We start from the raw sequence: 23,180 nt of genomic DNA, 5'->3' as shown, positions 1-23,180 counted from the left end.
CCGAAGAAATCGACTGCATCCAGCCCTTTCAAAGGCACCCGGACTCATTCCCAGCCTGCAGGCCAACTACGGCGGGCTTGTCTGAGTTGCCACTTCCCATGGTCGAGCATGGCTCGACTCTACAGAGGCGGAGCCTGCGGGCCGACCCGAACATGCACCGCATGGCTGATGCCACGATGGAACATCTTGGCGTATGGGCAGACGCGTTCGGTGTTGCGCACCAGTTCGCAGGCGAGGTTCTCATCCATGCCGGGAAGATGTACCACGATCTCGGCCGACAGCAGGTACAGCCCATCTGCCGGATCACGGGCGAAGGTGACCGCCACCTCGATGCTGGGGTTGTGCAGCAGCAGGCCGGCACGCGCGGCCACCAGCACCATGGCGCCGTGGAAGCAGCCGGCATAGCCCGCAGCCAGCAGCTGCTCGGGATTGGCGCCGCCGCCAGGCCCGCCGAGCTCCGGCGGCAGGCGCAGGTCCACCGCCAGTGCACCGTCGTCCGATCGCACGACGCCGGACGCCCGCCCATGCTGGGCCTGGCCTCCGCTCACCCGCACGCGGCCGGTGTACAGCGGCTTCACGTCGTCGCCCTGGTAGCGGTCCAGCATGGCAGGCGAAGGCGGCTTCAGCTCGGTCATTGCACGGCTCCATCAAACGCAGCTGCGGCAGGCGATCGATTCGCCGCTCAGGCAGGCTGCCGCTGCAACAGACCGGACTGCTGCAGCCAGGCTTCGAAATCGACCTGCCCCAGCCACGCGTGGCCCGCGGGCACCAGCGTCTCGGTCTGCAGCGGCGCGCCGAAGTACAGTGCATCGGCGTCCGCCACCACCTGCCGGGAATCACCCGTCAGTTGCAGATAGCGCCTGGCCAGATCCGCCATCGCGCTGCGCTGCGGCCCGGCGATCTCCAGCACGCCATTGGCTGGCGCCTGCTGCGCGATGCGTGCCACCGCTTCGGCAACATCCTCGGCGGCAATCGGCTGCACGTCGGCGGCCGGCAGCCGCACGGCCGTCCCGTCGCCGGCGGACTGGATGATGCCCGGCAGGAACTCGAAGAACTGCGTGGAATGGATGATGGTGTACGGCAGGCCCGAGTCGCGGATCAGCCGCTCCTGGGCGATCTTGCCGCGGAAGTAGCCACTGGCGGCAAGCTTGTCGGTGCCCACAACAGAAAGCGCGACATGGTGGCGCACGCCGGCACGGGTGGCGGCCGCAAGTATGTTGTGGCCGGCGGTCACGAAGAACGAAAGCACTGCTGCGTCTTCGAACGAGGGCGAGTTGGCCAGGTCCACCACCACGTCGACGCCGTCCATGGCGGCATCCAAGCCCTTGCCGGTCAGTACATCCACCCCGGTGGAGGGCGCTGCCACCACGACCGCATGCCCGGCGACACGCAGGCGCTCCACCACCTTGCTGCCGATGCGGCCGGTACCACCGATGACGAGGAACTTCATTGCGTGTCTCCTGGTATGTAGAGGGGCTGCCGGGTGTGGCCGGGCGCAGGCATCGTAGGTGGCGCGGGCGCGAGGCAGTAGGTCCGTGACCGGCCGCGCACTGTTGCCCGGCACGCACCAGTACGCTCAGGCCAAGGCAGGCTGTGCGCCTGGCTTCAGAGGGGTGGCCTGCTGGCGTGCTTCCCAGTGCGAGATCACATCCAGTTCGAGCGCGCGCACCCGCTGCGTGCTGAAGTCGATGAAGGCACGCACGCGCTTGGGCAGCTGGCGGCGGCTGAGGTAGCACAGGTAGTGGCCGCGATCGAGCGGCGCATGCCGATCCAGGCAGGTCACCACCCTGCCCGCCCACAGCGCTTCACGCACCTGATAGCTGGGCAGCTGGGCGATGCCCAGCCCGTCGATGACGGCCTGCAGGGCCAGGTCGGCATCGTTGAACACCAGTGCAGCAGGCGGCTGAAGGTGTACTTCGGCACCGTCGACACGGAATTCCCAGGGCTGCATGCGTCCGCCCGGCAGGCGCCGCCCGATGCAGGCATGCGTGGGCAGCGTGTCCACCGACGCGGGAAGGCCGTGCACCTGCGCGTACGCCGGTGATGCACATACGACCAGCTGCATCGGCACCAGCTGCTTGGCAATCACTTGGCTGTCTTCCAGTAGGCCGTCGCGAAACGCCACGTCGATGCGATCACCGGCCAGGTCGGGGGCCTGCTCGTCCAGCAGCAGCTCCACGGATACCTGCGGGTACTCGGCACGGAAGGCTGCCAGCAAGGGCGCAATCACCCGACGGCCGAAGCCGTGGCTGGCACTGATGCGCAGGTGCCCGCGCGGCGGGCCCTCGCGCAGGTCGCGCATTTCCTCCAGCGCCTGCAGGATGCAGGTCACGCCCGGGTTGCAGCCCTCCAGGAACAGCTCGCCTTCGCGGGTGAGCGTGGTCGAGCGCGTGGTGCGCAGGAACAACCGCACGCCCAGCTGGCTTTCCAGCTTCTGCACGCTGCGGCTGACGGCCGAGCGGCCGATGCCGAGGCGGTCGGCCGCGCGCGCGAAGCTGCCCTCGGACGCCACTGCAATGAAGGCCAGCACGCCGGCGTAGCTGGTGGAGAAGGACGCATTGAGCGCATCGTGGCCGTCGCTGGCCAGGCGGGGCGTTGCGGCGTTCATGGGTGGCCTGGCTCCGGGCGGGCACGTTGTGCGTGCAGGTGGCTCCGCGCCAGCTTCAACCGTTGCCTGCACGCGGCAAGATCGAGCCCCAGCAGGGGCACGATGTCCTCGAATCCGGCACCCAGCACGTCGTGCAGCAACAGTACCGCACGTGCATCGGGCGGCAGTTCGCGCAATGCGGTGAGGAAGGCCTGCCAGACCTGTTCGCTGGCAGGGCGCGATGCGGTGCGCAGGTGCGATGAGGTGTCCATGCCCGGCAGACGGCCGAGCATCGGCCGCTGTGACAGGACATTGGTGTTTTTCATGCAACAGCGTGCGGCCCGGCCCCCGCCTACCGGCATTGCGAATGCGGGCCTAGCCTCGCTGTGCCCTTCACACGCTACAGGAACACACCATGACCGCACGCCTGGATTACGCCGCGCAATCCCCCGAACTGTTCAAGAAGCTCGGCCTGTACTCGCATGCCGCCCACACCGCCTCGATCGAAGCGGCCATCATCGATCTGGTCAACATCCGTGCATCGCAGCTCAACGGCTGTGGCTTCTGCCTGGACATGCACGTGAAGGAGGCCACCCTGCGTGGTGAGCGCCCCCTGCGCCTGCATCACCTGGCGGCATGGCGTGAATCGACGCTGTTCAGCCCGCGCGAGCGCGCCTGCCTGGCCTGGACCGAAGTACTGACCCAGCTGCCGGCGCAAGGCGTGCCCGACGAGCTGTACGCGCGCGTGCGCGGCCAGCTGTCCGATCAGGAAATGGTCGACCTGACCCACGCGGTGATGGCGATCAACGCATGGAACCGCGCCAACGTTGCCTTCCGTACCACGCCCGGCACCCTGGACGCGGCCTTCGGCCTGGACAAGGCCGGTCTGGCCTGACCCTCCCGCCGCTGCCCCATGCTGCGGCCCTCCTCTACCGCTTTGGAGACCTGCCATGCGTCGCTCTGTTCTGGTCCTGTTTGCGCTGCTGCCACTGTGCGGCGCTGCCGCCACCCCGCCCTCTCCTGCGCCCCAGCCCCTGGTGCGCGAGGTGATGACCCGCGCCCTGCCGGAGCAGCCCGGCAAGGAGGCGCTGATCCTTACCGTGGAGTACCCGCCGGGTGGCGCCGATCCTGTCCACCGCCACGATGCCCATGGCTTCGTCTATGTCCTGGAAGGGCGGATCGTGATGGGTGTGGCCGGCGGCAAGGAAGTCACCCTTGGCCCGGGTGAGGCCTTCCATGAAGGCCCGGCCGATCTGCACACCGTAGGCCGCAACGCCAGCGCCACCGAGCCGGCGAAGTTCGTGGTGTTCCTGATCAAGGACATCGGCAAGCCGGCGGTGCTGCCGCCGCACTGATCGCACGTCCGGCGCTGGCACCAACGACAGGTTCCCGGGTGTCACAATCCGGGGACCTGTCCCGTCTACGCTGGCATGGACGAATCCACTGCGCTGTTCTCACGCCTCCGCCCACGCCTGTTCGGCGTGGCCTACCGCATGCTTGGGTCTTCGCACGAAGCCGAAGACGTGGTGCAGGATGTCTGGCTGCGCTGGCATGGCACCGACCAGTCACAGATCGAGAATCCGGAAGCCTGGCTGGTGGCGACCACCACCCGTCGCGCCATTGATGGCCTGCGCCTGGCCCGGCACGCGCGCGAACAATGTGGGCATGTGGTTGCCCGAGCCGCTGCTGACCGATGACACCGCCACGCCCGAGTACGTGCTGGAAACCGCCAGCGATCTGTCGGTCGCCTTCCTCAGTGTGCTGGAACGGTTGGCCCCGGATGCGCGTGCGGCTTTCCTGCTGCACGACGTGTTCGATCAGGATTACGCCGTGGTCGCGCGCACCCTGGACAAGACGCAAGCCGCCTGCCGGCAGATCGTGCATCGTGCGCGCCAGCAGCTCCGGCAGGAACGCCCGCGCTACAACGTCCCGCAGGACGTGCACCAGAAACTGCTGCGCCGCTTCGCCGAGGCCGCGTCCAGCGGGGATTTCCGCACGATGAAGGCCTTGATGGCCGAATCGGCCGAGCTGGTGGGTGACGGCGGCGGTATCGTCACCAGCTTCCCCGGGCCGATGGTCGGGGGTGCACGCATTGCCCAGCTGCTGTATGCCCCGCACCTGCGGCGCAGCGCGCAGTTGCGGATGGTGCCGGCCATGCTCAACGGACGGTTGGGACTGCTGCGCTATTTCGATGGCGAGCTGGAGGCGGCGATGGCCTTCGAGACCGATGGCGAGCGGATCACGCAGATCCTGGTGCAGCGCAATCCGCACAAGCTGCAACGTTTGGCCCACCCCACCGCCATCCAGTAGATCCACGCCAGGCGTGGATGGCGTCCGTTGTTGGCCTCGCCCTTGCGGGTTTCGAGCGGGGCGCCGACGCGCCCCGTCGAAAACTCGTGCTTGCGCTGTATCCGCAGGATCCGATCAGAAGTCCCAGAACACCGGCACCCAGCGGAACGTCTCGCCGTCCAGCGACACCCGGCCCACTGACGGGAACGGAAGATGCGTGGCCACCAGCAGTTCGCCGGTGCCGGCCAGGTCCTTCAGCAGAGCGACGCGAACGCGTGCGGATTCCTCCGGATCGTGCTCAAAACCGTTGTGCCAGTTCGGCTGGTCGAAGCCGACCGCGAACACCGCGTCACCGGCAAAGGTCAGGGCCTGCCCCGCGGACGCTACGCGCACCACGCAGTGGCCCGGGGTATGCCCACCGGTACGGCGGGCCGTCACGCCCGGCGCGATCTGCTGTTCGTCCTGGAAGGTGTGCACATAGCTGCTGTACTCGGCCCAGAAGTGCTTGGCCGTGGCGCGCAGTGCATCGGGGAAGCCCTGCGGCATGTTGGTACGGCTGAAGTCCGGCGACTTCCAGAACTCCACTTCCGCGGCTGCGACGTGGATTTTCAGGTCCGGGCGCAGCCGTTCCTTTACGCCTTCAACCAGCAGGCCGCCGACGTGGTCCATGTGCATGTGGGTAATCACCACGTCGGTGATTTCGCCCAGGTTGATACCGGCAGCACCGAGGCGGCGGATCAGCTGGCCGGCGCGCGGCAGCTGCAGGTCCGGGTCCATGCCCAGACCGGCATCGATGAGGATGGTGCGATCACCGCTGTGCACCACCATCACGTTCAATGCCCAGTCGAAGGCATCCTGGGGCAGGTACATCTCTTCGAACCATTCGGCACGGTCGGCGGCCGGCACGTTGTGGCCGAGCATCTGGGTGGGCAACGGCAGGACGCCATCGCTGATCACCAGCACTTCGACGTCGCCCACTTTCAGGGCGTAGCGCGAGGGCACCAGTTCATCGAGGGCGGGAGCAATGGGCGCGGCGGTGTTTTCCATACTGAACATGAGGGATCTCCACGAAGAGCCATTTGGCGGGCAGCAATGCAAGGCTGGCGCGAACGAATCCGGGCGCTTGCCCATGGCGCAGGCCGTGACATTGCCAGGGCACGGTTGCCTGGCAGGCCAGCGCTGCGGAGTTCATGGGAAGACGGGCCACTGCGCGGGCAATGGGCCCGGAACACGGCAGGTGCCGTGTGGGATCAGCCTAGGCAGCACGCCGCAGGTGCGGTAGCGCCGTGAAGGGGTACGTCATGTTGCGTTCCGGGAAGCAATGCGGAACCGGCTGCAATGCCACCATTGCAAGCGCCTCTGGCTCGTTCGGTAGTGCGCAGGCCCAGGTCGGGCAGCTTCGGATGATCATCCAGTCGACCCCACTGTGGGTCCGCGCAATCAGGACGATCTATCAAGAAATTCGGACTTGTCATATCCCAGATGCCTGATTGCTGGCGCAAAGTACGTCTCACCACCCACCCATGAGAGTTCCCGCATGAACACCTTCGCCCGTACCCTGGCCGTTGCCACCCTCGCCCTCTCGGTCCAGGCCGGCCTGTCCGCGCAGGCCGCCGAACCGGCCACGCCGGCGGCAGTCACCAGCATCGCGCGCACCGCCAGCTACATCACCACCGCCGATGGCGTGCAGCTGTACTACAAGGACTGGGGCCCGAAGAACGGCCCGGTCGTGACCTTCAGCCACGGCTGGCCGTTGAACTCGGACAGCTGGGAATCGCAGATGATCTTCCTGGCCAACCACGGCTACCGCGTCATTGCCCATGACCGTCGCGGCCACGGCCGTTCCAGCCAGCCGTGGGATGGCAACGACATGGATCACTACGCTGATGACCTGGCCACGGTGATCAATACGCTGGACCTGCACGATGTGACCCTGGTGGGCTTCTCCACCGGTGGCGGCGAAGTGGCGCGCTACATCGGCCGGCATGGCACCGGGCGGGTGAAGAAGGCCGTGCTGATCAGCTCGGTACCGCCGTTCATGCTGAAGACCGCCGACAACCCGAACGGCCTGCCGATCGAAGTGTTCGATGGCATCCGCAAGGCACAGATGGATAACCGCGCGCAGCTGTACAAGGACATTCCGTCGGGCCCGTTCTATGGCTTCAACCGCCCGGGCGCGAAGGTGTCGCAGGGGCTGATCGATGCGTGGTGGGCACAGGGCATGCAGGGCGGCCACAAGAACACCTACGACTCGATCGCTGCGTTCTCGGCCACCGATTTCCGCGCAGACCTGAAGAAATTCGATGTGCCCACCCTGGTCATCCACGGTGACGACGACCAGATCGTGCCGATCGACATCTCGGGCCGCCAATCGGCGAAGCTCATCAAGGGCGCAAAGCTGATTGTCTACCCGGGTGCGCCGCACGGCCTGACCGACACCCACAAGGACAAGGTCAACCAGGATCTGCTGGCGTTCCTGCAGGAAAAGTGAGTGTACGGGGCTCCGTCGTGATGGCGGAGCCCTTCCTGCCCAGAGGCAGGGCCGGCACCGGACGAGCGCCGGCTGCCACGTCAGTGCACGATTGCGGCCGTGGGATTTCAAGCCAGTCATGGCGCGCGGTGTGCACCTTGATGAAGGGTTAACCTCCAACAAAGCACACTGCGCTCTCACGGCTCTTCTCCGGCGCAGAATCCTTTGCTCCCGTGTCCAGCCCCAGACGACACGGCCATGCATCCTCCCAATGCCTTCCGGATCCACGCGATCCAGCCCCTTCTTGCGCGCAATGGCGCCATCGTTCGCCTCGATCAGTTGCGATCGACCTGCAAGAGCTGCGGCTTGCGCTCCTCAATGACCCAGGACGCCGGCATCAAGACGAGTCCATTGGGCACGACGCTCACGTGCCCCGCGTGCGGTGCCACGGGGCTGATGGACGAGGTGGAGATATGGCACCACTGGCTCGAACAGTGCCGGCGGGAACGGATGCTGGCGCTCTTCGATCCCGCACCTGACGAACCTCTGGAGCCTGATGGCCCCGAATGAGAGCGACGCATGGGCTGTCCGGCCGGCGCCTCAGCGCCGCGCCTCAACCGTCGCCGGGGTGACGCCCTGCCAGGCTACCCATCGTGAAGGCGTAGCCCGCCTCCTCCAGCAGCGCTCTCATGCGCAGCTCCACACGCCGGGGGGAAAGCAGGCTGTTGGGCGCGTACAGGGCATAGACGTAGCCTGCGCCGTCGATGATCTCGCGGCGCACGGCGCACTCATTGGATTCGGCAGCCTCGGACCAGACGGACATCAACCTGGCGGGACTGATGGATTGGCCGTTGCGAAGACGGAAGAACAGCCAGCGCACTCCCAGGGAACGCACCGGATTCAACCTAGCCACTGCGAACCCCCGATGCGCCGGAAAAGGTCCCTCAGGACCTCTGGATCCAAGCGTGGATGCTCGTCTTTCGAAGAGCGCGGAAGGTCGATACGTGCGGCGCCGTTCACCAGCGCGGGCAGATCGGACTGAAGGTCGATCCACCACCCCGTGGGCAGCCGGAGCCCCGTGCCCGTTCTATCGTAGATGCAGATCGGAAAAGTCATGGCGTTGCTCCTGGATGACCCGAGCATACGCCTGCGCGATGTCAGGTCTGGATGCGACGCCTAGGAAGATGCCGCATCGACGCGCTTTGCGCATTCGAATACGTGTGCTTCGTCCTGCTGGACCCTGCGGAACGACTCCAGCCAGCCGAACGCTGCGCCACGATTGTGAATCGTTTCGCCAAGCCTTCCGGTCAGGCACCGTGCGCACTCCATCCCGCCAGGACTGGGCGCATCGCAGCAACGGCATTGCGCCATCGTCGTCGTTCTCTCCGGGCGGCACTGGTACATGATCTTGGTCATCAGGCTGATCGCCTGGCTTTGCGAGGACATGCGCGCTCCCTGTCTGCTGCGGAAGCAGCCGCTCGGTGCGCGGCTCCTCCTGTTCCTCAGCGGCGGGTATCGCCGCCGAGACCGCCCTTCTTTTCATCCGCTGGCTTCGGGCTCTCGCTATCCTTGTTGTCCTGCTGCTGTTGCTGTCCTTGCTTGCCGGGCTCCTCCCCGCCGGGTTCGCCCCCCTCGCCCTGCCCCTGCTGTGCAGGCTGTTCTGCTTCAGCGGACGCGTTGGAGCGGTCATTCCTGTTCTGTTCGGGGACGCTGTTCATTTCGATTCTCCGCCGCAGCAAGTCTGCTGCCGATTGACTGTGGGCCTGTTGCCGTTACGGGAACGTGCCGGCAAGCGCGTTGTATGAACGGTTGTGATGAACAGGCTCCCGGCAGCGAGCGTGTAAAGTGAGGTTTCGAACAGGGGTAGGCGCCGTGAGCCACGGAAGAAGCAAGCACGTTGTCGATGTGGAGCGCGAGCTGGCCCACTGGGAAACCGCCTTCAATCTGGGTGCGCTGCCCGCGATGAGTTTCCGGCACGAAGTGGCGCCGGTCATCCGGCTTGCCTGCGATATCTATGTGAGATATCCGCACGGTACCCGGTCAGCCTGGATGGACGATCTGCAGTGCCGCCTTGCGAAACGATCAAGCCTACGCGGCCACCCTGGCGCGGCAGAGATTGCCGATCGTTGCTGGACGCTGCTGTCCTGCGGCTAGGCGCCTCCTGCCGGATGATTCCGCTCGCGCACACCCTGCCCCAGCTCGGATGCCAGGAACGGTGCCGTCCTGCTGCCCTTGGCGTGGGCCACCTGATGCGGCGTCCCAGCCGCCACGATGGTGCCGCCCGCGCCGCCTGCGCCCGGACCGACGTCGATCACCCAGTCGGCCTGTGCGACAGAACGCATGTCGTGCTCGATCATCACCACCGTGTTGCCTGCGTCCACCAGCCGCTGAAGCTGCACCAGCAGCCTGTCGGCGTCTGATGCATGCAGGCCGGTGGTGGGTTCGTCCAGCACGTACAGCGTGCGCCCGCGCTGGCTGCGCTGCAGCTCTGTGGCCAGCTTGATGCGTTGCGCCTCACCCCCTGAAAGCTCCGTGGCCGGCTGGCCCAGCCGCAGGTAGCCCAGGCCGATCTCCTGCAGCAACTGCAGCGGGCGGGCGATGGCCTCTTCTTCGGCGAAGAACGCATGGGCCTGGTCCACCGTCATCTGCAGGACCTCGGCAATGTTGCGGCCGTTCCACTGCACCTTCAGCGTGGCCTCGTTGTAGCGGGCGCCATGACAGGTGGGGCACGGCGCATAGACGCTGGGCATGAACAGCAGTTCGACGCTGACGAAACCCTCGCCTTCGCAGGTCTCGCATCGCCCCTTGGCTACGTTGAACGAAAAGCGGCCCGCATCGAATCGGCGACGGCGCGCGTCGGGTGTCGCGGCGAACAGCTTGCGCACGTGGTCGAACAGGCCCGTGTAGGTAGCCAGGTTGGAGCGTGGCGTGCGGCCGATGGGCTTCTGGTCCACCTGCACCACGCGCTGGATGGCGTCCACGTCGCCGGCCAGCTGGCCCCGCGTTGCTTCGATTACGGTGGGTCCTTCGGCAGGTGCGCTGTCGGCGCCGTCGTCTGCCGTCTCATGCCCGAGGTGCAGCAGCATCAGCTCGGGCAGCGCCTGCGCCATCAGGCTGGATTTGCCCGATCCGGAAATGCCGGTCACTGCAGTCAGCAACCCCAACGGCACCTGCGCATCCACACCGTGCAGGTTGTGGCGGTGGATGCCTTTCAGCGCCAGCCAGCTGTTGGCACTGCGCTGCCGGCTGGCCGGCGCGGGCACCCGGTCGAACAGGTACTGCGCCGTGCGCGAATCCTGAACGTTGCGCAGGCCGTCGGGCTCGCCACTGTAGAGAACGCGTCCGCCATGTTCCCCTGCCTGCGGGCCCACATCCACCAGCCACTGCGCGCGGCGCATCAGCTCCAGATCATGTTCAACAACGAACACCGAGTTACCGCCGTCGCGTAGGCGTTCCAGCGCGTCGTACAGCGCCTGGCTGTCGGCCGGATGCAGGCCGGCCGACGGTTCGTCGAGCACGTACAGCACGCCGAACAGCAGCGAGCTGAGCTGCGTGGCCAGGCGCAGGCGCTGCAGTTCGCCGGCCGACAGTGTGGGCGTGGCGCGGTCCAGCGAGAGATAGCCCAGGCCGAGCTCGCGAAGTTGCCGTACCCGCGCCATGACCCCGCCCGCGAGCCGTTGCGCCGCCAGGCGCTTTTCCTCTGACAGGGCTGAGGTCAGGCGCACGTCAGGGGCGCCTTCGTGGGTCGCGCGGCCGCTTGCTGCCCGCTTGGCGCGATCGCTGGGCGTTGCACGCCTGCTGGTACGCGCGCCGTGGCTGTGTGCACTGAAATCGCCCTGCGCGATGGGCTCGAGCAACGCCGCCAGCTGGTCCAGCGGCAGCCGCATGAACTCGCCGATGTCCACGCCGGCGAAGGTGACCGAGAGCGCTTCCGGCTTCAGGCGCTTTCCCTGGCAAGCGGGGCACAGCCGGCCTTCCATGTAGCGGGAAACACGCTTGCGCATCAGCGCGCTCTGGGTGTTGGCAAAGGTGTGCAGCACGTAGCGGCGTGCGCCGGTGTACGTACCCATGTAGCTGGGCTCCAGCTTGCGCTTGAGCGCGGCGCGGGTCTCGGCCGGCGTGAAGCCGGCATAGACCGGCACCGTGGGCGTTTCCTCGGTGAACAGGATCCAGTCGCGGTCCTTCTTCGGCAGCTTCTTCCACGGCACATCGATGTCGTAGCCCAGCGTGACCAGAATGTCGCGCAGGTTCTGGCCATGCCATGCCGGTGGCCAGGAGGCGATGGCGCGCTCGCGGATGCTCAGCGATGGGTCCGGCACCATCAGCGCTTCGGTCACCTCGTAGACGTGCCCCAGGCCGTGGCAGGTGCTGCAGGCACCCTGTGGGGTGTTGGGCGAGAAGTCTTCGGCGTACAGCATGGGCTGGTGGGCCGGGTAGGCCCCTGCCCGCGAATACATCATGCGCACCAGGCTGGACAACGTCGTCACGCTGCCCACCGATGAGCGCGCATTGCTGGCACCGCGTTGCTGCTGCAGGGCGACCGCCGGTGGCAGCCCGTCAATGGCATCCACGTCGGGCACGCCGGCCTGATCGATCAGGCGTCGCGCGTAGGGCGCGACGGATTCGAAGTAGCGCCGCTGCGCCTCGGCGAAGACCGTGCCGAAGGCCAGCGAGGACTTGCCGGACCCCGACACGCCGGAGAACACCACCAGTGCATTGCGTGGAATGGAGACATCGACATTCTTCAGGTTGTGCTCGCGCGCACCGCGGACCTCGATGCAGCCGCTGGCTGCGGCAGCACATGACGATTCGCCAAAGGGGGTGTTGGACATCTCAGCATTCCTGCATTCGGTGGGCGGATCGCGCATGGTGCGCCCGAGCGGCCATTGTCGCCGCTGTGGAGTGAATGGCGCGAGGGCGCCGGAGGCGGGATGTTGTCTTCACCTCCCCTTCGTACGGCGTTGCCCAGCCAGGGGCTAGCGTGGGGTGCCCACACATCGGAGGCCCTCATGCATCCCGACGTACTTGGCTGGGCCGCCACGGCGGTGCTGATGGCAACCCTGATCCGGCAGATGGTGAAGCAGTGGCAGTCGTCCCACCCGGAAGCCGTATCCAGGTGGCTGTTCGCGGGCCAGATGACCGCTTCTGCGCTGTTCACGGTGTACAGCGCGATGCTGGGGAGCGTGGTCTTCGTGGTGACCAATGCGATGCTGCTGTTGACGGCGGTGGTGGGCCAGGTGATGGCGTGGCGCCGCCGCGGCCGACGCCGGGCTCCTCCACCCTGCTGATTGTTAACGCGTGTTGCCTGAAGGTTTGACATCACGTTGCCCCACTCTTGATGGGGCCGCTCACACCGCACTCCTATGCTGGGCCCGCCACCTGAGGGGTGGTGATCAGCCTGGAGATGCACCATGCAACGCGACCAGAAAGACCTTCCCCATCCGGACCAGGAGGCACAGCGCCCCGATCCTGTCAGTCCGCTGCAGGCGAGGCTGCACAACCGCCGCAATCATGACGAGGCGCTGCAGGAAACCTTCCCCGCCAGTGACCCGATCTCCCCCTTCGTCGCTGCGCCAACGCCGGAAGAGCAGGACAAGCGCCTCGAGGAGCGGGTCAAACTGCCAGACCGACACATGGATGAGGAGGCCGCGGGAGGTGACCAGTGATCCGGCGCGGTTTCGCCCGTGTCGCGGCCGCGACGGCGCGATTGTCCGGCAGCCTGGGGGCATTCGTCGCAGCGCTGGGGGTGATCATCGCCTGGGCTGCCAGCGGGCCGGCCTTCCACTTCAATGACACGTGGCAGCTGGTGGTGAATACGGGAACGACCATCGTGACCTTCCTGATGGTGTTCCTGATCCAGCATACGCAGAACGCCGATACCGCTGCGCTGCACATCAAGCTGGACGAACTGATCCGCGTGAGCAAGGACGCCAACCAGGAGTTGTTGAACCTGGAGTCGATGGAGCCGGCCCATCTTGAAGAGATACGCCAGCGTTACGAGGCACTGGCCAGGACCGCTGCAGACATCAAGTCCAAGAAGGAGCGCTGCATGCCCAGCGATGCGGACGCGGCCGCCGAAGCCTGAGGTCGCGGCTCCGGCGGCTACCTGCGCCCATCACGGCTCTGGTGTGAGGCCCTGCCTGGCAGGGCCTTCCAGCAGCGCTCCGGTGGCCGAAAAGCGGCTGCCGTGGCAAGGGCAGTCCCATGTGCGCTCATGGCCGTTCCATTGAACAACGCACTTCAGGTGCGGGCAGAGCGCCGACATGGTGTGCAGGCGCCCGCCCTCGTCGCGGTAGACCGCAGTGCGCTTTCCATCCACGTCCAGCAGTGCGCCGCAACCACGGGCCAGCTCACTGGGCGAGCGCGAGGGCGCCGTGGCAAGCCGATCTCCCACCATGTGCCGCGCCACCGTGGCGTTGGTGCGGGCCCAACCAGAGGCCGAGCGCACCGGGGTGAAACGCATGGGGCTGAGCAGCTGCTCGATCTCGCTGGTCGTGCCGAGGATTCCCTCGGTAATCGCACGCGCGGCCACGCCCGCCCAGGTCAAGCCGTCCGGCCCATAGCCGGTAGCCACCCAAACATTGTCGTGCGCGCTGCTGCCGATGTAGGGCAGCTGGTCGGCTGCACGGAACTGCTGCGCGGACCAGCACAGCGGCTCTCCCTGCACGGTGAAATTGCGATGCGCGTCGGCGACCAGATGCTGGGCTGGATCCATCGGCGGCGTTTCGCCGGTGCGGTGGGTCTCGCCGACCAGCACCAGCCAGTCACGGCCATCAGTACCGCGCACCCCGCGCAGCGATCGGTGCCGATCGGCAATCCAATGAATGCCTGCCGCGGGCGGCGTGGCAACCGGTACCGCCACGCCGTATTCGCGGTAGACCTCCATCTCGGCCTGCACCAGGTTGAAACCTGCTGGCGAATGGGTGGCCAGCACGAAGTGCCTGGCGTGGATGCGGGCGCCGTCGGCCGTCGCAACGCCGGCGGATGCCTCGATGCTGTTGATCCGGGTCCAGTCGTGGATGCGCACCCGGCCCGCCAGATGTCGCGCCAGCTCAATGCAGAACGCCGCCGGATCCAATTGCGCCTGATCTGCAACGCGGAAGGCGTGGCCCAAGGTGAACGGCAACCCGAACTGGTGGTGTTCGCACTGAAGGCCGACGCGCTGATAGGCCTGCAGCTCACGCTCGAATCGCGCAGTGACCTCGCGGGTGCGTTCCTGCATGCCGTACTGCATGGCCACGCGCTCGAAGCCACAGCGCAGATCGTAGCGGTGAACCAGTGTTTCGATGGACCGCAGCGCCTGCTGCCGCCACTGCACGACACGGCTGGCCGTGTCGCCGCCCCAACGGGAGATCAGATCGGCCAGCCGGGAGACGGGCGCGTAAAGATTGCCGGTGGACATCACCGTATTGCGCCCGCCGATGGGCCCCGCATCAACCACCAGCACATCCAGGCCGCTATCGGCCAGGCGGGCCGCTGTCAGCAGGCCGGTCATGCCGGCGCCCACCACCAGCACGTCCGCCTGCGTGGTTCCGGCAAGTGGACGGAAGCTGTTCGAATCGCTATCACGGGACCATAGGCTGGCGCGCAGTAACGGGTCGGTCATGAAATGCACCCTTGCAGAGTCAGCTGGAAGCCTTCCCTGATACGCCGCCGGGGGTGAAACAGCCGTGGTGCGACCGTGCAGAAAATCCTCACACACGTAGCCGTAGCGATGCCGAGCAGGGGGTGGCTGAACATCGCGTAGACGGCACGCCTGCGTCCGCTGTGCGGCCCACAACACCCTCCTTGCGGTGCGGTTGCCAGCTTGCCCGGAAGGAGGAACCCGCAGTGAGCACGCACCTGGGGCTCGACCTGATCATCGCGCAACTGGAGGAAATGCTGCCGGAATGGGCGGCGTTCTACCCCGAGCAGCAGTTCATGCGCATGCTCGCCGAAGCGCTGGACTACATTGCTGCCAGTGCGGACCCGGAGGCCCGGCTGTACTGCGTGATGCGCACCGGGCACCTCCATCTGTGCAGCGGAGAGATTCCGTGGCCGGCGGGCCATGGAGGCCCTGGCCGTTTGCTACGGGTCTGACTGCGCCCATCGCGCGAGATTCTGTTTCACTTGCCCGATGCCGGCCCACGGGTCCTTGCGGCGTCGTTTGAGCTTTGCCGGCACATCCTTGATCGTGAACCCGTCGGCGCGCTTGAGTTTTGACAGATCACTCCATGCAATCGGCAGCGCCACCGGCGCCCCCGGCCTGGCCCGCAGCGAGTAGGACGCGACCGCCGTTGCACCGCGCCCATTGCGCAGGTAGTCGACGAAGATCCGCTTGTTGCGCAGGCTTTTGGTGGCCGTTGCCACGAACCGCTGGGGCTCGGATTGCGCCAGCGCTTCGGCGAAGCCTCTGGCGAAGCGCTTGGTCAGGTCCCAATCACATCCCGGATCGAGCGGCACGACCACGTGCAGGCCCTTGCCGCCGGATACCCGCAGGAACGACTCCAGTTCCAGCTGCGCCAGTAGTTTTCGGATGTCGGTGGTCGCTTTCCTGACCTCGGCAAAGGGAACGCCGGGTCCTGGATCCAGATCGAACACCACCCGGTCGGCCTTGTCGGGCGTTTCGGCGTGGGTGCCCCACGGGTGGAATTCCAATGCGTTGAACTGCACCAGTTCCAGCAGGCTGGCCGGGTCACGCACCACCAGGTAATGCGCGTTTACCCCGCTTTCTTCCTTGAGCTTTACTGCGTCGACCAGCTCCAGCCCGGCCGTATGGTGTTTCTGGAAGAAGCAGGGCTTTGTGGCGCCACTGGGGCATCGGATGATCGAGAGCGGGCGGTCAATCACCTCGGGAAGCAGGTGCTCCATCACTGCCGTGTAGTAATCCCACACGTCCTGCTTGGTGTAACCGTCGCCGGGGAACAGGATCTTGCCCGGCGAGGACAGCGATGGCGGCGCGCGATCCGCCACCGGTGCCAGCCTGGTCTTGCGCGCAGGCCGCGGGGGTGCCGGTGTGCGCGCCGCCGCCAGGGCCGTTCCAGCGCGATCGGAATCGGCGAGGTCGCCGATATCCTTGTCCGCGCGCACCGCCTTCAGCGACGCCTGGCGCAACAGCTTCTGCCCGCCGATCCCGCGGTAGAAGACCTCCACCACGAATCGCGGCTCGAACCAGGTCGCAGCGCGCAGGTCGGTGTCCTGGGTGGGCACGTACGCGGTTGGCTTGCGGCCGCCACCGCCCTTGATGCGCTTGCTGATGTCGCCGATCAGCTCGTCCGAGAACCCGGACCCCACCCGGCCGACGTAAAGCCAGCCGTGCTCCGCATCTGGACGGGCCAGCAGCAGCGCGCCGAAGCCGGCACGGCTGCCTTTGGGTGCGGTGTAGCCCACCACCGCAAACTCGTCACTGGCCAGCTGTTTGGTCTTGCGCCAGTCATCACTGCGGCCGCTGTGGTAGCTGCCGTCGGCGCGCTTGGAAATGATGCCTTCGAAATGCTGCTCACCGGCCAGGCGATAGGCCTCGTCGCCGTCGCCCTGCACATGGGAACTGAACGCCAACGGGCTGCCCTGCCCTTCCAGCAAGGACTGCAGCAAGGCCTTGCGCTCCAGGAGCGGCGCATCGGCGACGTCCACGCCATCAAGATGCAGCAGATCAAACAGGGCATACGTCAGCACGCCCTGGCGCTCGCCGGAGAGCGTGGCCTGCAGCAGGTTGAAGTCCTCCTTGGTGCCGGCGCCGGCGATGAGCTCACCGTCCAGTGCGGCTGAAGTCAGGCCCAGCGCCGCCACCGCGTCACGTATCTCGGGGATCTTGCCGGTCCATTCCAGTGCATTCCGGGACCACAGCTGCACCTTGCCCTTGGCGACCGTGGCAAGGATGCGGTACCCGTCCCACTTGATCTCGTGGACCCACTGCTCGCCCTGGGGCGGCGCGTCTCCCAGCTTGGCCAACTGCGGTTCGAATGGACCGGACGGCGCTGCGGCCTTTCTTGCCTTGCTGAGCGCCAGCGCCTTCTTCGCCCAGTTCGTTCGTCGGATGCGCTTGACGGGTACCGCGGTGAGCCGCTTCTTCGCGCTCTTGCCGGCCCCGGCCCGCTTCAGATCCTCCGCTGGCGCTTCAGCGACATCCGCCAGCAGATCGTCTGCCTCGATGTCGCCGGCGAATTCGTCGTCATCCTTGAACAGCAGCCACTGCGGTTGGCGCGCCGGCTTCCCGGAGCGGACCAGATGCCATCCGCCCTTCAGTTTGGCGCCGAACAGTTCGAAGCGCAGATGGCCCTTGGCGAGCTGGGCTTCCGGGTCGCCCTGCGTCGCCCACACGCCATGGTCGAACTGGGCCACATGGCCACCGCCGTACTGGCCTTTGGGGATTTCGCCTTCGAAGGCCGCATAGTCGACAGGATGATCTTCCACCTCCACCGCCATGCGCTTGACCTTCGGGTCGTAACTGGGCCCCTTGGGCACGGCCCAACTCTTCAGCGCGTCCCCTACCTGAAGGCGGAAGTCATAGTGCCTCCGGCTGGCATGGTGCAGCTGCACCACGAAAATGGCGCGTTGCCCTTTCGGCAGCGCCTTGCCCGGCTCGGGCTCCTTGGTCTTGTCAAAACTGCGCTTGCGGCGGTACTCGACCAGAGACATGGGCAACTCCGCGCTATTTTCCCAGATGCTTGCGGACAGCAACGGCGGTGGGTCCTACCGCCGCCACAGCAGCACGAAGTTCCTCGGCGGACACGCCCAGCGTGGTGGTCCAGTACTGCAGCTCGTAATCTTCGTTGACGTTAATGCGATCCCGGTCCGGGCGACCGGTCTTCTGCTTGTCATTGCTCATGGGCGTCTCCACGCGTGGTCGGGCGTGAAGTGACCGTACCGGCCGGTACATGGGCACGAGGCGATGCCATTGTGAAGCCATGGCGAAGGCCTGGCGGCACCGGCGCCAATTCGAGTGGCGGATCCCGCATCGTGAAGAGCACGCGCACGGTTCGCGTGGACCTTCACATGCCGCCTTCACCTGGCACCTGCCTGATCGCAACCGGGAAGACCCTACGCTGATCGCTCCACTCACTGCGGAGCCCAGTATGGCTATCAAGACGGCGGAAGACCTGTTCATCCACGAACTCTCGGATATCTACAGCGCCGAGAAGCAGCTGACCAAGGCCCTCCCACGCCTGGCCCGTGCGGCCGAGAATCCGGACCTGGCCACGGCGTTTGAGACGCACCTGGAAGAGACCCAGGGCCAGATCGAACGCATCGACCAGGTTGTCGAGATCCTGGGCATTCGCCTGAAGCGCATCAAGTGCGCGGCGATGGAGGGCCTGGTGGAGGAAGGCAAGGAAGTGATCGACAGCATCGACAAGGGCCCGGTGCGGGATGCTGCGCTGATCGGCGGCGCGCAGAAGGTCGAGCATTACGAGATTGCGTCCTACGGGACCATTGCCGCGCTGGCCAAGCAGCTGGGCTACAAGGACGCCCTGCCGCTGCTGCTGGAGACGCTTGAGGAAGAGAAGGCCACCGACGAAAAGCTGACCCTGCTGGCCAAGAGCGGCGGCAACGCCAAGGCCGCGCAGGCCGCCTGATCGGCGCGCCTTGGAACCCGGCTGCCACGGACGGCGGCCTCAGTGCCCGTAGAGCACCTGATCATTGGGGCAGAAGAACGTGCGCCGCCGCGTGGTCCCCATGTAGAGCTTGCTGATTGGGCCACCGCACAGGGGACAGACCTTCTTCGTGTGCACCTGCCAATGCTTTTTCAGCTCGAAGCGCCGCTTCCATTCCAGGAAGTCGAAGCTGTAGGCGCGCGCCTGTTCGATCAGCGCGGTAAGCTTGCGTGGCGGCAGGTCGCCCAAGCGGGTGGCGGGGTGCACGCCTGTACGGAACAGCACCTCGTTCTTGATGATGTTGCCCACGCCGGCAAAGACCGTCTGGTCCAGAAGCGCATCGCAGACCATGACGTCCGGCATTGCCTTCAGCTTGCGCCGTGCCAGCTTCGGATCCCAGGCATCGTTCATCACGTCCGCGCGCCAGTCGTAGACGTCGTCCAACGGCTCGTCGATCAGCCGCGCGGAACACGCATAGAAGTTCAGCTCGCCATTGTCGAACAGCAGGGATACACGCGCCGGGGTTGGCTTCCGTTCGTCGATGCGCCAGCTGCCGAACATCATCAGATGGATGCGCAGTGTGTGGCGGCTGAATTCCAGCAGGAAGTGCTTGCCCCAACTGCGGACCGCCTTGACCCTTCGGCCCTGCAGCGGCGACAGGTCGATGCGGCTGTTTCCGGAGACGGTGCGGACCACGTGCCCTTTGAAATGGCTAGTGGCTTCGCGCAGCAGTACGATGGAAGGACCTTCAGGCATGGGCGTTCTCCTGCAGCAGCGCCTGCAGGCGCAGTGCGTTGCCGGTGGCATGGCCCAGTGCTGTATTGTCCAGTACGAACCAGGCCGGCCGTTGCGCATCAGCTTCGCGCCGCAGCCCTTGCGCCAGTTCCGCCAGGGCCTGTTCGCTGTACGCACTGCGATAGATCTGCGGCTGGCCGTGCCAGCGCCAGTAGCTCCACGCTCGATCACCGCCGGGAACCGCTGCCGCCGGCACACGTGCCGGATCTGCGGCTACCCGTGCAACACCATGCGCGCTCAGCAGCGCATCCGCGTCCGCCGTGAACCAACTCGGATGCCGCGGCTCGCACGCTACATCGGCCTGCGTGCGCGCGCGCAGGCCCCGCAGGAAGGCTTCGGCCGTGGCCGTGTCGTACACCAGGCTGGGCGGCAGCTGCAGCAGCAACGGACCGAGCTTTCCACCCAGCTCCAGCACGCCCTCAAGGAACTGTTCGAGCGGCTGTATTGCATCGCGCAGCCGACGCTCATGGCTGATCTCGCGCGGGAGTTTCACCGCAAACCGGAAGCCCTCCGGAACGCTCGCCGCCCATCGCGCGTAAGTCCTGGGCTGGTGCGGTCGATAGAAGGAAGAGTTGATCTCCACCATCGACAGGCGTGTGGCATAGCGCTGCAGTAGGCTGTCGCCCGCGCCGAACGCTTCCTGATCCGCCCGCGGCAGCGACCATCCCGCACAACCGACGCGTGGTGGGCCGGACGCAACCGGGGCGGCTGTGGCCTTCATCGTGCCAGCTGCCCGTCTGGTTCGATGATGCCACCCGCGCTTGCTTCCGTCTGCGATTGCGAAACCGACAGTAGTTGATCCAGGGCACTGGTGCCCGACTGCAGCGCCGACGCGCTGCGCACGAATCCGGTCCAGTCGGAAATGGCGATCTTTCCCAGCGCGAGCTCATCTACCCGCACGCTGCGCATCCGCCAGCGCGGAAACTGTCGGCGACCCACCCTGCCCCGGTTCAGTTCGACGATTCCGCTGTGGCTGCTTGCAGCCAGAATGCGCGTGTACACCGCCTTGACCCCTGCCTCCGGGCCTTCCAGGTACTGCAGGAAGCGCGAGCCATCGAACAGCAATGTGCCGGTGACATCGGCGGACTCGTTGAACTGCACCGCCTCCGCCACGAGTTGCTGCAGCCGATGTTCCGTCAGGTTGCGGGAGGCTTCACTTACATAGGCAATCGCTCTGAAGGGCATGGCACCACCGGTTGTTGCAGACCGCTCTACCTTAGCCACACCGATCGTACGCGCGGTGAGACCGGTGTGGAGGCTGCGTCGAACTGTGGCGTGTACCTTCCGCATCGCGTTGACGCACGGTTGGGCCGCGGAACGTGTGTCTGCCACTGTGCGCACGCGTGCAGGGATGTTCGTGGAGGCCGGATGAGGAATCAGAGCCTTCCGGATGACGCGACGTTGGCGGTCGTGCCACCGCCGTCTAGCGCCGGATCTGGAAGATGGTCGCTGCCGCCAATGAGGCGGCTGAACCCAAGGAGACTTTCCATGGCCAACCAGAACCAGAACCAGGGCACCAGCAACCGCGGTTTCGCTTCGATGGACGAGGACAAGCAGCGCGAGATCGCCGCCAAGGGTGGACGTGCCGCGCACGAGTCAGGCAACGCCCATGAATTCAGCTCGGAAGAAGCACGCGAAGCCGGCCGCAAGGGCGGCGAAGCAGTGAGCCAGGACCGCCAGCACATGGCTGACATCGGCCGCGAAGGCGGCCAGAACAGTCGCGGTGGTGGCAACCAGGGCGGCAACCAGGGCGGCGGGCAGCAACAGCAGGAACGCGGCGGCGGCAACAACCGCGGTGGCCAGCAGCGCTGATCGGCGCTGAAACCCGTTGCATCCCTTCGTGGGCGGACGTGATGTCCGCCCACTTTTGTACGCCCCACGCGGCTCAGGGGCGTTGCAACCGGAGCGCCGCGAACGGGCGCCCCGGCTTCTTTCACGGCTCGCGTGGCGGCAGGTCCAGTGCACCTGCACCCGGGCCTGCCCCCAGCTCGGCCCCGGTGGCCGGCCGCGCTTCCGGGTCGGAGAGCGTGCGCAGGGTCATGGCCTGCACCGCCGCTTGTTCGCGCGGGTCCAGGTCCACCGTGCCGCCGCCGTCGCCACCATCCACAGCGGCCTGTGCGTCGCGGTCGCTGACCCGCTCCCAGAGCTCGCCGCTGTTCCAGCTGCCCTGCAGATCGTCGGCGCCGCCACCCTGCGACATGTCCATGTACAGGTCGGTGAACGCCGGATCCCCCGGCAGCTTGCCCGGTGGGAAGTTGGGCTGGATGCTGTGCAGCGCTTTCTCGAACGACTTCATGTGCGCGATCTCGCGGGTCATCAGGAAGCGCAGCGCATCCTTGATGCCCGGGTCGTCGGTAACGTTGATCAGGCGCTCATACACCAGCTTGGCGCGCGCTTCGGCCGCGATGTTCGAGCGCAGGTCGGCGGTGGGGTCGCCGATCGAGTCGATGTAGGCGGCTGTCCACGGCACCCCGCTGGAATTGACCAGCGCGGGGCCGCCGCCGTACAGGATCTGTTCGGTGTGGCTGGTGCTGTTCTGGCCCAGCAGCCGCATGTCCTCGGCCTCGGCAAGCCCTTCGGACTGGATCGCCTTGGGCCCGCGGTTGAGCATGGCGATGATGGTGCCGATGATCTCCAGATGACTGATCTCCTCGGTGGCGATGTCCATCAACAGGTCCTTGCGCCCGGGATCGCATTCGCCAAGTCCCTGGGTGAAGTAGCGCATCGCGGCGGCCAACTCGCCCTGTGGGCCGCCGAACTGTTCAAGCATGAGGCTGGCGAGCTGCGGGTTGGATTCGCGGACGCGCACGGTATACATCAGTTTCTTGTGATGAAAGAACATGAGGGCTTCTCCGGTGGCTGGTGTGGGCTGGCTTAGGAGTCAACGCTTGGCTTGGGCGCCGGGCGTTTCGTCACGGTTGAGGAACGCTCCGACCAGCCCGTCCTGGTGGTCCTCCAGCCAGCGCGCCATGGCAACCTCTTCCTGCAGGATCTGGCCGCACACCGCCGCAATGTCGGGCGCGCCGGCGCGCTCGGCAGCGATCACCAGCGCCCTGTACGTGGCGATCTCGGTGTTCTCGAAGCCAAATGAAAGGCCCACGCTCTTGACCACCTCGTCCTCCATCAGCGTGTTGCCGGCGGCGTGGATGGCGGCGGTCATGCTCGCGAACAATCCCTTCGCGGTGGGCACGCTTCCTCCCAGCGCCTCAATGCACTGCCGCAGTGAGGCAGCCTGCCCCTGCGTCTCCTGGACGTGCTGGCTGATGCGTGCGGCAAGCTGGGGATAGTTCTCGATCCGCGAAGCCATGGCCTTCATCATGGTCTCCGCTTCCTGTTCCATGGCGTAGGCGTCCTGCAGCCACTTCAGCAGGCGCTCGCTTCGGGCGGTGTTCTGGTCTGCCATCTCGATCTCCGGTGCGGGGCGACATGCCTCCGGAGACCATCGTGGAGCGAGCGCAATCACCGCGTT

General features: G+C 66.2%; 29 protein-coding genes. 12 read left to right on the top strand and 17 right to left on the bottom strand.

Translation table 11 applies throughout. The features are described from left to right. Positions 1–119: 119 nt before the first annotated feature. The 4 genes from ACTXG9_RS01450 to ACTXG9_RS01435 all read right to left on the bottom strand — a co-directional run bounded on the left by ACTXG9_RS01450 (position 120) and on the right by ACTXG9_RS01435 (position 2,913). On the bottom strand, positions 120–635 hold the full coding sequence (locus ACTXG9_RS01450; protein WP_111128481.1) for an Ohr family peroxiredoxin: 516 nt from the start codon (positions 633–635) through the stop codon (positions 120–122). Between the two features lie 47 nt (positions 636–682). Further along, on the bottom strand, positions 683–1,450 hold the full coding sequence (locus ACTXG9_RS01445) for an SDR family oxidoreductase (RefSeq protein WP_456115622.1): 768 nt from the start codon (positions 1,448–1,450) through the stop codon (positions 683–685). 126 nt (positions 1,451–1,576) lie between these two features. Further along, complete coding sequence (locus ACTXG9_RS01440; protein WP_134729277.1) at positions 1,577–2,608, bottom strand: LysR family transcriptional regulator; 1,032 nt, start codon at positions 2,606–2,608, stop codon at positions 1,577–1,579. Further along, positions 2,605–2,913 (bottom strand): sigma factor-like helix-turn-helix DNA-binding protein, encoded by a 309-nt coding sequence (locus tag ACTXG9_RS01435; RefSeq protein WP_456115621.1) that lies wholly within the window; start codon positions 2,911–2,913, stop codon positions 2,605–2,607. The genes ACTXG9_RS01440 and ACTXG9_RS01435 overlap by 4 nt, the downstream gene beginning before the upstream one ends. An 89-nt stretch (positions 2,914–3,002) precedes the next feature. Here ACTXG9_RS01435 and ACTXG9_RS01430 point away from each other — a divergent pair, with 89 nt between their 5' ends. The 4 genes from ACTXG9_RS01430 (at position 3,003) to ACTXG9_RS01415 (ending at position 4,897) form a co-directional block, all read left to right on the top strand. Further along, positions 3,003–3,482 carry a carboxymuconolactone decarboxylase family protein gene (locus ACTXG9_RS01430; RefSeq protein ID WP_134729273.1) on the top strand — a complete coding sequence of 160 codons (480 nt, stop codon included), beginning with the start codon at positions 3,003–3,005 and terminating at the stop codon, positions 3,480–3,482. Between the two features lie 55 nt (positions 3,483–3,537). After that, positions 3,538–3,942 carry a cupin domain-containing protein gene (locus ACTXG9_RS01425; protein WP_125436986.1) on the top strand — a complete coding sequence of 135 codons (405 nt, stop codon included), beginning with the start codon at positions 3,538–3,540 and terminating at the stop codon, positions 3,940–3,942. A 75-nt stretch (positions 3,943–4,017) separates the two neighbouring features. Next, the gene (locus ACTXG9_RS01420) at positions 4,018–4,284 is read left to right on the top strand and encodes a sigma factor (protein WP_456115620.1); all 267 of its coding nucleotides are present in this window, start codon (positions 4,018–4,020) and stop codon (positions 4,282–4,284) included. Next, positions 4,253–4,897 (top strand): sigma factor-like helix-turn-helix DNA-binding protein, encoded by a 645-nt coding sequence (locus ACTXG9_RS01415; protein ID WP_456115619.1) that lies wholly within the window; start codon positions 4,253–4,255, stop codon positions 4,895–4,897. Before ACTXG9_RS01420 ends, ACTXG9_RS01415 begins: the two co-directional genes overlap by 32 nt. 114 nt (positions 4,898–5,011) lie before the next feature. Here the strand turns inward: ACTXG9_RS01415 and ACTXG9_RS01410 are convergent, their stop codons facing one another. Beyond that, complete coding sequence (locus tag ACTXG9_RS01410) at positions 5,012–5,932, bottom strand: MBL fold metallo-hydrolase (protein WP_164230081.1); 921 nt, start codon at positions 5,930–5,932, stop codon at positions 5,012–5,014. Between the two features lie 481 nt (positions 5,933–6,413). Here ACTXG9_RS01410 and ACTXG9_RS01405 point away from each other — a divergent pair, with 481 nt between their 5' ends. Beyond that, complete coding sequence (locus ACTXG9_RS01405; protein ID WP_005416558.1) at positions 6,414–7,367, top strand: alpha/beta fold hydrolase; 954 nt, start codon at positions 6,414–6,416, stop codon at positions 7,365–7,367. A gap of 237 nt (positions 7,368–7,604) precedes the next feature. Then, the gene (locus ACTXG9_RS01400) at positions 7,605–7,916 is read left to right on the top strand and encodes a hypothetical protein (RefSeq protein ID WP_005416559.1); all 312 of its coding nucleotides are present in this window, start codon (positions 7,605–7,607) and stop codon (positions 7,914–7,916) included. A gap of 43 nt (positions 7,917–7,959) precedes the next feature. On the opposite strand, the gene ACTXG9_RS01395 is transcribed toward ACTXG9_RS01400, so the two are convergent. The 4 genes from ACTXG9_RS01395 to ACTXG9_RS01380 form a co-directional block, all read right to left on the bottom strand. Further along, on the bottom strand, positions 7,960–8,241 hold the full coding sequence (locus ACTXG9_RS01395) for a hypothetical protein (protein WP_005416560.1): 282 nt from the start codon (positions 8,239–8,241) through the stop codon (positions 7,960–7,962). Positions 8,242–8,522: 281 nt separating this feature from the next. Then, positions 8,523–8,792 carry a hypothetical protein gene (locus tag ACTXG9_RS01390; protein ID WP_065196287.1) on the bottom strand — a complete coding sequence of 90 codons (270 nt, stop codon included), beginning with the start codon at positions 8,790–8,792 and terminating at the stop codon, positions 8,523–8,525. A 56-nt stretch (positions 8,793–8,848) separates the two neighbouring features. Then, positions 8,849–9,064, bottom strand: a complete 216-nt coding sequence (locus ACTXG9_RS01385) for a hypothetical protein (RefSeq protein WP_134955596.1) — start codon at positions 9,062–9,064, stop codon at positions 8,849–8,851. A 432-nt stretch (positions 9,065–9,496) separates the two neighbouring features. Further along, positions 9,497–12,178 (bottom strand): excinuclease ABC subunit A, encoded by a 2,682-nt coding sequence (locus tag ACTXG9_RS01380; RefSeq protein ID WP_456115618.1) that lies wholly within the window; start codon positions 12,176–12,178, stop codon positions 9,497–9,499. Positions 12,179–12,355: 177 nt separating this feature from the next. On the opposite strand from ACTXG9_RS01380, the gene ACTXG9_RS01375 reads away from it, so the two are divergent. The 3 genes from ACTXG9_RS01375 to ACTXG9_RS01365 all read left to right on the top strand — a co-directional run bounded on the left by ACTXG9_RS01375 (position 12,356) and on the right by ACTXG9_RS01365 (position 13,431). Next, positions 12,356–12,634 carry a hypothetical protein gene (locus ACTXG9_RS01375; RefSeq protein WP_021202427.1) on the top strand — a complete coding sequence of 93 codons (279 nt, stop codon included), beginning with the start codon at positions 12,356–12,358 and terminating at the stop codon, positions 12,632–12,634. Positions 12,635–12,757: 123 nt separating this feature from the next. Continuing rightward, complete coding sequence (locus ACTXG9_RS01370) at positions 12,758–13,012, top strand: hypothetical protein (RefSeq protein WP_111101965.1); 255 nt, start codon at positions 12,758–12,760, stop codon at positions 13,010–13,012. After that, positions 13,009–13,431 (top strand): low affinity iron permease family protein, encoded by a 423-nt coding sequence (locus ACTXG9_RS01365; protein ID WP_021202425.1) that lies wholly within the window; start codon positions 13,009–13,011, stop codon positions 13,429–13,431. Before ACTXG9_RS01370 ends, ACTXG9_RS01365 begins: the two co-directional genes overlap by 4 nt. Positions 13,432–13,461: 30 nt before the next feature. On the opposite strand, the gene ACTXG9_RS01360 is transcribed toward ACTXG9_RS01365, so the two are convergent. Continuing rightward, positions 13,462–14,952 (bottom strand): FAD-dependent oxidoreductase, encoded by a 1,491-nt coding sequence (locus ACTXG9_RS01360; RefSeq protein ID WP_456115640.1) that lies wholly within the window; start codon positions 14,950–14,952, stop codon positions 13,462–13,464. Positions 14,953–15,176: 224 nt separating this feature from the next. On the opposite strand from ACTXG9_RS01360, the gene ACTXG9_RS01355 reads away from it, so the two are divergent. Continuing rightward, entirely contained in the window at positions 15,177–15,425 is a 249-nt protein-coding gene (locus tag ACTXG9_RS01355) for a hypothetical protein (RefSeq protein ID WP_021202423.1), read from the top strand. On the opposite strand, the gene ligD is transcribed toward ACTXG9_RS01355, so the two are convergent. Then, positions 15,414–17,963 carry a DNA ligase D gene (ligD, locus tag ACTXG9_RS01350; protein WP_456115617.1) on the bottom strand — a complete coding sequence of 850 codons (2,550 nt, stop codon included), beginning with the start codon at positions 17,961–17,963 and terminating at the stop codon, positions 15,414–15,416. The two genes, ACTXG9_RS01355 and ligD, sit on opposite strands and share 12 nt — an antisense overlap. 13 nt (positions 17,964–17,976) lie before the next feature. Next, complete coding sequence (locus tag ACTXG9_RS01345) at positions 17,977–18,153, bottom strand: DUF3606 domain-containing protein (protein WP_456115616.1); 177 nt, start codon at positions 18,151–18,153, stop codon at positions 17,977–17,979. Between the two features lie 247 nt (positions 18,154–18,400). Here ACTXG9_RS01345 and ACTXG9_RS01340 point away from each other — a divergent pair, with 247 nt between their 5' ends. Continuing rightward, positions 18,401–18,898 carry a YciE/YciF ferroxidase family protein gene (locus ACTXG9_RS01340; protein WP_456115615.1) on the top strand — a complete coding sequence of 166 codons (498 nt, stop codon included), beginning with the start codon at positions 18,401–18,403 and terminating at the stop codon, positions 18,896–18,898. Between the two features lie 39 nt (positions 18,899–18,937). Here the strand turns inward: ACTXG9_RS01340 and ACTXG9_RS01335 are convergent, their stop codons facing one another. Genes ACTXG9_RS01335 through ACTXG9_RS01325 form a run of 3 tightly spaced genes read right to left on the bottom strand, consistent with a single transcriptional unit; the run spans position 18,938 to position 20,896 of the window. After that, positions 18,938–19,672 carry a DNA-formamidopyrimidine glycosylase family protein gene (locus tag ACTXG9_RS01335; RefSeq protein WP_456115614.1) on the bottom strand — a complete coding sequence of 245 codons (735 nt, stop codon included), beginning with the start codon at positions 19,670–19,672 and terminating at the stop codon, positions 18,938–18,940. Further along, a complete protein-coding gene (locus tag ACTXG9_RS01330; protein ID WP_456115613.1) occupies positions 19,665–20,432 on the bottom strand; it encodes a DUF72 domain-containing protein in 768 nt (255 codons plus the stop codon). Before ACTXG9_RS01330 ends, ACTXG9_RS01335 begins: the two co-directional genes overlap by 8 nt. Continuing rightward, a complete protein-coding gene (locus tag ACTXG9_RS01325) occupies positions 20,429–20,896 on the bottom strand; it encodes a BLUF domain-containing protein (RefSeq protein ID WP_227852901.1) in 468 nt (155 codons plus the stop codon). Before ACTXG9_RS01325 ends, ACTXG9_RS01330 begins: the two co-directional genes overlap by 4 nt. 303 nt (positions 20,897–21,199) lie before the next feature. Here ACTXG9_RS01325 and ACTXG9_RS01320 point away from each other — a divergent pair, with 303 nt between their 5' ends. Next, the gene (locus tag ACTXG9_RS01320) at positions 21,200–21,523 is read left to right on the top strand and encodes a KGG domain-containing protein (protein ID WP_058982980.1); all 324 of its coding nucleotides are present in this window, start codon (positions 21,200–21,202) and stop codon (positions 21,521–21,523) included. A 121-nt stretch (positions 21,524–21,644) separates the two neighbouring features. On the opposite strand, the gene ACTXG9_RS01315 is transcribed toward ACTXG9_RS01320, so the two are convergent. Then, entirely contained in the window at positions 21,645–22,553 is a 909-nt protein-coding gene (locus ACTXG9_RS01315) for a manganese catalase family protein (protein ID WP_111101958.1), read from the bottom strand. 39 nt (positions 22,554–22,592) lie between these two features. Then, complete coding sequence (locus tag ACTXG9_RS01310; RefSeq protein ID WP_111098445.1) at positions 22,593–23,114, bottom strand: ferritin-like domain-containing protein; 522 nt, start codon at positions 23,112–23,114, stop codon at positions 22,593–22,595. Between the last annotated feature and the right edge of the window lie 66 nt (positions 23,115–23,180).

The organism is Stenotrophomonas maltophilia group sp. LNF247, assembly GCF_054083135.1.
Note: the sequence above shows the minus strand (reverse complement) of the source record. Positions and strands in the feature narration are given on the sequence as shown.